Origin of the sequence: Rhodoferax sp. (assembly GCF_023701345.1) — a bacterium.
GTDB lineage: Bacteria > Pseudomonadota > Gammaproteobacteria > Burkholderiales > Burkholderiaceae_C > Rhodoferax.
The window spans coordinates 1-7,838 of record NZ_JAMPXE010000140.1; the positions used below are offsets into that span (position 1 = coordinate 1).

The following is a 7,838-nucleotide window of genomic DNA, read 5'->3' on the forward strand; positions in this document are numbered from 1 at the left end:
CCGGTGGTGTACTGCTACATGGATGATTTGGCGCAATGGCTGGCCAGATTCTGGCGCAAACCCGACTTAAATGACGCATAAAACAAGGCTTTTGACAGCGTCACCCGCTAAAATCGAACGATTCCGTTAACATACCCCCTGGAGTACCAAAAATGAACTTGCAAAACGTGGAACAAGCCCGCTATCACATGATCGAGCAACAGATTCGCCCCTGGAATGTCTCCGACCCCGCGGTGCTGGACCTGTTGGCAAGCGTCAAGCGCGAAGACTTTGTGCCATTGGCGCAAAAATCCCTGGCCTTTGTTGACATGGCCATCGCCCTGCCGGGTGGCCAGAGCATGTTGCCCCCGCGTGTGCAAGCCCGCTTGCTGCAGGATGCCGCCGTCCAGGCCGCCGACAAGGTGCTCGAAATTGGCACGGGCTCGGGTTACATGACCGCGCTGCTGGCGCACCAGGCGCAACGCGTGATCTCGCTGGAAATCAACCCCGAAATCGCCGACATGGCCCGCGCCAACCTGCAACGCGCTGGCATCCATAACGTCGAGGTGCGCCAGGCGGACGGCTCCAAAGGCACCCCAGCAGAGGCACCCTTCGACGTCATCGTGCTCGGTGGCTCGGTCGCCGAGGTGCCACAGTCGCTGCTGAATCTGCTCAAGGTGGGCGGCCGCCTGGTTGCGATCGTGGGCGAAGAGCCCATCATGCATGCCCAGCTGATTACCCGCACCAGCGAAACCAATTTCACTTCGGTTGACAAATGGGACGACAACGCCCCCCGTTTGCTCAACTTCCCGCAGCCCAGCGCCTTCAAGTTTTAAACATGGTCACACAAGTCCGTCCGATTCAACTCAAAGACTGGCTTGAAGCCGTGCGTGGCCATGGCAACCCGGTGGTGCTGGACGTGCGCGAGCCCCATGAGCTCCTCACCGCCAGCATCAAGGCTGATGGTTTTGAGCTCATCACCATCCCCATGGGCGCGATTCCGCCGCGCCTGAATGAGCTCGACCCGAACCAACCCGTGGCCTGCCTGTGTCACCATGGCGTGCGCAGCATGCAAGTGGCCAACTTCCTGCAAGCGCACGGCTTTCAGCATGTGGCCAATGTGGCGGGCGGCATCAACGCCTGGTCTTCCGAAGTGGACCCCAGCGTGCCGCGCTACTGATTCAGCGCTAGCCAGACCATCCGGCTCCTTATTGGCACCTTACCTCAGGGACAACATCATGAATTTGCGTCAACTTCCCCTTGCTCTGGCCCTCACTGCCGCCTTCGTGCTGCCCGCACAGGCCCAAAGTCTGGTGGAACTCTATGACGCGGCGCGCGGCTTTGATGCCAGCTACCAGTCGGCCAAGTCGCTGTATGAAGCCAATCTGTCCAAGGCAGAGCAGGCCAAGGCCGGGCTGTTGCCCAGTGTCAACCTAGGGATGGGCGTGAACCGCGCCAACATCGACAGTGATATTGAAACTATGGAGCGCAGCTACGGCAACCAAAGCGCTACCCTGAGCGCCAGCCAGCCCTTGTACCGCCCGGCCAATGTCGCCACGGCGGCACAGGGTAAAAAGTCGGCCGAAGTAGCGCTGGCGCAATTGCAGGCGGCCGACCAGGACCTCATCGTCCGTGTCAGCCAGGCCTACTTTGACGTGCTCACCGCCGGCGACAGCCTGAACTTTGTCAAGGCACAAAAGTCTGCCGTATCCGAACAACTGGCTTCGGCCAAGCGCAACTTCGAGGTTGGTACCGCCACCATCACCGACACCCGCGAAGCGCAGGCGCGTTTTGACCTGGTGCTGGCGCAGGAAATAGCCGCCGAAAACGACTTGCGCGTCAAAAAAGTGGCGCTCGACCAACTCACCGGCAAGGCAGACGCTGCGCCCAAGCCGCTGGCGGTGCCCGTGGTGATTGCCCCTGTGGCACCTGCTGACGTGACCCGCTGGGTGGCGCAGTCAGAAGAAATGAGCCCGGCCATACGCCAGGCCCAGCTCGGCCTGGAAGTAGCCCAGCTCGAAACCCAAAAAGCCCAGGCGGGCAACAAACCCACGCTGGATTTGACAGGCAGCTACAACATCACCAAAAACAATGGCTCGTCCAGCTCCCCGCTGGACTACCGCAGCAATGTGGCACAAGTCGGTTTGAGCTTTAACCTGCCGCTGTTTGCCGGCTACGCCATTCAAAACCGCATCAAGGAAACCCTGTCTCTGGAAGACAAGGCGCGCAGCGATGTCGAAGCCGCCAAGCGGGGCGTGGCCCAGGCCACCCGCACCGCCTATTTTGGCGTCGAGTCGGGTCTGGGTCAGGTCAAGGCCCTCGAAGCCGCCGAGGCATCCAGCCAGAGCGCACTCGACGCCACAAAATTAGGTTACCAGGTGGGTGTGCGCATCAACATCGACGTGCTCAACGCCCAGACTGCGCTGTTCGACACCAAGGCCAAACTGGCCAAAGCGCGCTACGACGTGTTGCTGGGTGGCCTGAAACTGCGCCAGGCCAATGGCACGCTCAAGTCTGAAGACCTGAACGCGGTGAATGCGCTGCTGGCCAAATAAGCACAGTTACCCAAGCCGGGTTCGGAGCCTTACGAATCCGCCGTTATCTCTGCGGAAAAAAGACGCAATTATTTTTTGTTCTTGTAAAGCGCAGCGTTCTTGACTGCATCATTGGTGGCCTGCTTCGCAATCACCAGGCCTTTTAGTCCGTCATAAATCTCTGCGCTGACGATCTTGTGTGTCAGCAGATGCGCTTTGCTGCCATATGGGCGGCCAGCGATGATCTTGTCGGCTTCGGCATCGCTGACGCCAGGAAGCGTTTTGAGTTCTGCTTTCTTCGCGCTGTTGATGTCAACCAGCTTGACCTTGGGCGCCGCCTTGGGTTTGGCAGCAGTGCCACTCTGGGCGCTTGTTTCAGTCTTGCTTGTGGCTGGCTTTGGCGCGGATGCCTGGCTGTCAGCGGCCGCGCAGAGGCTGGCGGACAACAGCAGGGTCAGGGTAATACATGTGGTTTTGATGCTACTGAATTTCATGAAAGACGTTCCTTGATAAATCTTGGCATTTGCTAGTGTATTGCCAAGCATCATAAAAAAACCCGGGTATGTCGCCACATCCGGGTTGATTGCTTGGCTCAGATAACGAGGGTGAAAACCCTCGTAGTCTGATTACTTGTGCATGACGACTGCGTCAAATTCCTTGCCTGGACCGTGACACGTCACACATCCCTCACCGTTGGCAATGAGCGCACCGCGCTTGACTTGGACTTGTCCACCATTCAGGCTGGCGTGGGTTTTGGCGCTTTGCGAGTCATGGCAGCTCACACAGGCCGCAGCATATGGCGAAACGACGCTGTCATCGGCATTGACCGTGGCATAAGACGCTTTGGCATTGGCCGTTGTCCGCGTTACGGCATAAGCGGCATTGATCGACTCATAGTTGGAGGACAGGGCAGCACTTGGCACACTGCTGTAGGTGCCGGCTTTGTGGCAAGTCTCGCAGTTGTTGAGTTTGCCTGGGAAGTCCATCCGGCGGAAGTCCAGCAAAGTGATGGCACTTGGAGTGCGGTCACGCGCATCCATGAACGGTGTCACCCGATCGCGGCCCGCGTGGATCCCGTGAATCATGTCCTTCATGTTGTTGGACGTGACCGGCAATTGCAGTGCTGTCTCAGTCAGGCTCTTGTTAACGCCCCACTCTGTCAGCTTTTTATTGTCCGCAGCTGTAAACGGATAGGCAGCAAAAAGCGTGTCAGAAATCCCCCGTCCGCTGGTGGCCTTGTTGGGCACATGACACGTCACACAGACCTGGATTTCATAGACCCGGCTACCGCCATGGCCTTCGAACCACTCGTGGCAATTAGAGCACTTGGCCGAATCCACCACGGTGCGGCGAACGTCGTCACCGGTGACCGCCTTGACCACCGAGATCGCATGCCGGCCGGTACTTGCTGAGATGCCATTGGTTCCAGCTGCCTGTGTGTAGTAGGCATTGAGTGAAACCGCGCGCAATTTCGCACCGACGGGGAACCCGTTGGCTATCGTTGCGGTGAAATAGCCGTCGGCATCAGGCGCAGACGACGCTGTCAAACCCGCAGCGGCGAAAGTAACTGACTTCGCGTCGCCTTTGGTAACACCACTGTTGTCGTAATCAACCGGTTTGAAGTCGGCTGCAAGCATGCCGCTTGGAAGGCCCGCCCAGGAGAGCAGGAAGCCCGGGCTACCAGTGAAGCCGGTTTGCACTATTGACGTCAATGGCGTGAACACTGCTGGCAGGACACCGCCGTCGGAACTGATCTTGAACTTCACGGTCACAGTATTGCTGGCATCCACGGCCGCAGACTTGATGTCGTACTTGAAGTTCACCAAACCAGCGGCAACGGTTGGATTGTGCTTGGTGACATTGTCAGTCTGGTGATAGACCTTAATGTCGGCGGACGAGTGGCACAGGTAACAGGTGGCGTCGCTGGACTGTCCTTTGCCAACGTGCCCGGTAGTATCACCAGCCAGCGTTGTACCTGTTCCGTCAGACCATTTGATGCCATCGTGGCAAGAACCGCAAGCGACGCGGCTGGGCTGGGTGCTCCAGTTGTCGGCCTGTTTTGCTTTGGTGCTGTCATGGCAGGTGCTGCACATCTTCTGACCATTGCCGAGCATCGAATAAGCCTTGTTGTTGAACGCTACGTTGGCATAGTTGTAGTTTTCCTTGACCAAAGCCGAGCCATTGTGGATTTTGTGAACCATGGTCGTAAAGTTACCTACCACTTCACCATCGGCCACCCTGGTTTCCGGCGAATAGCTATAGCTGGTAATGCCAGTTGTCGCATTCACCGTCTTTGTTTCCGTGAGTGCCGGGAACTTGCCTGCTGTCGAAACCACGCTGACAACGCCATTTTTACGTTGATCGGTATGGCACACGACGCAATAACGCGTTTCAACGCGACCGCCGCCGTGGAGGGCGAGCTTCTCGTGGCAGGTATTGCAACTGTCAATCGAGACCACTTCACGCTGCACATCAGCGGCTGCCACCTGTGCGCCTGTGGCGGGAACAAAGTCGTAGATGGCGTTGGCAGGATTTGCCAATGTGCCACCATTTACCGAACCCGAGAGCTGGATGGCAACACGGTGTTGCAGTGTTGGCGCATAGTCCAACAGTTTTCCATCTGCCCCGAGAACATCGGCTTTTGCGTATGTCGACGTGCCATTGGCTTTGGTTGCCGCGTCACCGAACCATTCCGCTATTTTGGTTTGCAATGGACCCGTGATGTCACGTGCAAAAGTGTATTTGTAAGTGCCGTCCTTGTTGTCAACCAGATTGGCTGCAACGTTTTCAGTACCCGGACGACTTGGGGCACCCGTTGCCGGATCACCCACGATATAACTCACCCATTTGCTCTGGCTGCCGGCCGCGCCTGGAACCAGTTTGGCAATGCTGAAACGGAGTTGCGAAGTAGTCAGCCCTACCACGGGACGCTTGTAGCCATCCACCACACTGAACGACACCACCGGAGGGCTGTTGATGACCACACTGGAGACTGTTGCGACGGGCGTTAGAGCAGCCCAATCGGTGGCGCTGACAGTGGCAAGATTGACCACGGCTGTCAGGTCCTGACCAGGCGCGCCTGGTGCACCCGGCGCGCCTGGTGCACCCGCTGCGCCATCGTCACCACCGCCGCAACCGGCCAGGGCCGCCACGGCAAGGAGGCTTGCCGTGGCAAGCCTGGTCCAATGAGAGGAAGATTTACTCTTCCTTGCTAGTTCGACATGTTTCACGTGAGCCTCCTATGGCGTTGACTTTGGAAGGCCTTATTATCAATTTACAAAATCTTTACACAAGTGAAACTGCGTCTTCAAACTGTTAAACATTTGCGCTATATCAAGTTTTATCTAATCAGCTGATGGGCGCGAGTGCTGCGGCTCAAAATTCACCACATATTAAAAACCCCCGAAGGCGTTACCACCTTCGGGGGTTTTGGTTAACACAGAAAATTGCTGTTATTTCATGTGAACTGCCTTGATGTCGGCAACCTTGCCGCTGGCATGGCAGACCATGCAGGTTTCAACTTTGGCGAAGCCTTTGGTACGGTCACCGGTGCCGCTAACAGAAACAGAGGAAACCGACTTGTAAAGCGTGCCACCGTTCAACTGCATGTGTGAAACAGCCAAACCACTGTCATGGCAACCGAAGCAACTAGACGAGACCGGCGACGACACGAGGTTGTCAGTCCGGTAATCAACCTGGCCACGGCCCAGCATCGTAACCCATGGCGACAAGCCAATAGACGCTACATTCGTCGGATTGCTCATGTCTCCGGAAGCCTCGGTCGTCCACACCAGATTGGGCAGGGCAGCAGCACTGGCTGTCGCACTGAAGTCATAGCTGCCTGCAACGTGGCACTGCTCGCATTTATTCAAAATACCTGGATAGGTAACTTCCGCAAAGCCTGTCGGGTTTGCAGCGGTTGCCTCATAGGTAAAGTCTTCGGCACGCATCTTTGACGCATGGATCGAGTGCACCATGTTCTTGGCGCTGACCGACCAGCCGCCACCGAAACTGTAAGCCGCACCAACGTGGCCCGTGGCTCTGGCCGGATCGTGGCACAGAGCGCATGCTTGACCGTTGTTGCGGGCACCGGCATGGAAGGACGGACCAACACCCAACTGGCCGTGGCAGCTATTGCACTTGTCACCATCGACCACGGTGCGACGCGCTGTGGAACCGGTTGCAGTCATCGTGACGAACTTGGGCTCACGCAGTCGGATACCCTTCGGATAAGCTGGCAGATTCAGCTGCACGAAGCCGTTGTAGCCGACACCCAGTGCCGCCGTGACCATCTTGGCGTCATCGGGAATGATCTTAGCCAGGGTTGCAGTGTAATAGCCATCGGCGTCCGGGCCGGTTTGGGTACCGCCGCTGCCATCCCGAAGACTCTTGATCGGGGTGCCGCCACCGAGGTCCGAAGCCAGCCAGTCAGCAGGCGCAGCAATGCCGTCCCGGGGAGTTGAATGCACCGCCATGATATTGGGCGAACCATCGACGCCATCCATCAGAAAGCCTGTGGCGTTGAACTTCACCGGTGTGCCATCCTTGGTGATGCGATAGACGACGGTGATCTGCTTGGCACCCGCGGCACCCGAAACGGTCGCCGACTTGATTTCCATGCCGATCTTATAGACACCGGCTGGCAGATTCAATTGCGAAGCCAAGGGGATTGATGGACCAAAGCCGCCTACCAGCGGATAACCGCCGCGGCCATTGGCGCCAGTCGGATCAACCGTCACGTGGTAAACCGGAATGCTTGCCGCGTCATGGCACAGGACACAAGTTTTGTCGTCGGTTTTTCCACCACCAATGTGACCCACGGTGGAGCCAGACAAGGTTGTGCCTGCACCAGTCTTGAAGTCGATGCCATCATGGCACGAGCTGCAAGCCAGCAAACTGGGAACATTTTTCCAGTTGTCGCCTTGAGATGTTTTGTTCTCGGCTGTAGTGGAACCATCGTGGCATTTAACGCAGTTGGTCACCGGCTGCGGGTATAAGATTTCGTTGAACTTGACGCCAGCATAGTCGTAGCCAGATTTCATCAACTTATGGCCCATATGAATTTTATGGACGGCTGTCGGGAAATCGCCTACCGCTTTGCCATCAATGCGGGTAGTGCTGCCGGAATAGGCATTTCCAATGGCCACCGAGTCAGTTCGACCGTACTTGCGCTGATCGGTATGACAGACGACGCAGTATTGCGGATCCTGACGGCCACCGCCATGGAATTCGAACTTGCTGTGGCATGACATGCAAGCTGCCATGGAGGTGACGTTACGCTGCGCATCAGTGGCAGTGACCGTCTTGCCTGTGGCAGGAATGAAG

At 57.2% G+C, this 7,838-nt stretch carries 6 protein-coding genes; 3 read left to right on the top strand and 3 right to left on the bottom strand.

Translation table 11 applies throughout. The features are described 5' to 3' along the window. Nucleotides 1-152 precede the first annotated feature (152 nt). The 3 genes from NDI87_RS15060 to NDI87_RS15070 are packed head-to-tail and all read left to right on the top strand — an operon-like array spanning nt 153 to nt 2,534. Nucleotides 153-815, top strand: coding sequence for a protein-L-isoaspartate O-methyltransferase (locus NDI87_RS15060; protein ID WP_296276253.1), 663 nt, complete (start codon nt 153-155; stop codon nt 813-815). Between the two features lie 2 nt (nt 816-817). Next, nucleotides 818-1,159, top strand: coding sequence for a rhodanese-like domain-containing protein (locus tag NDI87_RS15065; RefSeq protein WP_296276254.1), 342 nt, complete (start codon nt 818-820; stop codon nt 1,157-1,159). A 58-nt stretch (nt 1,160-1,217) separates the two neighbouring features. Continuing rightward, nucleotides 1,218-2,534, top strand: coding sequence for a TolC family outer membrane protein (locus NDI87_RS15070; RefSeq protein WP_296276255.1), 1,317 nt, complete (start codon nt 1,218-1,220; stop codon nt 2,532-2,534). Nucleotides 2,535-2,602: 68 nt separating this feature from the next. On the opposite strand, the gene NDI87_RS15075 is transcribed toward NDI87_RS15070, so the two are convergent. The 3 genes from NDI87_RS15075 to NDI87_RS15085 form a co-directional block, all read right to left on the bottom strand. Further along, nucleotides 2,603-3,061, bottom strand: a complete 459-nt coding sequence (locus NDI87_RS15075) for a helix-hairpin-helix domain-containing protein (protein WP_296276256.1) — start codon at nt 3,059-3,061, stop codon at nt 2,603-2,605. A gap of 78 nt (nt 3,062-3,139) precedes the next feature. Beyond that, on the bottom strand, nt 3,140-5,566 hold the full coding sequence (locus tag NDI87_RS15080; protein ID WP_296276257.1) for an OmcA/MtrC family decaheme c-type cytochrome: 2,427 nt from the start codon (nt 5,564-5,566) through the stop codon (nt 3,140-3,142). 399 nt (nt 5,567-5,965) lie between these two features. Further along, on the bottom strand, nt 5,966-7,838 hold a 1,873-nt coding region (locus NDI87_RS15085; protein ID WP_296276258.1), incomplete at its 5' end, for an OmcA/MtrC family decaheme c-type cytochrome.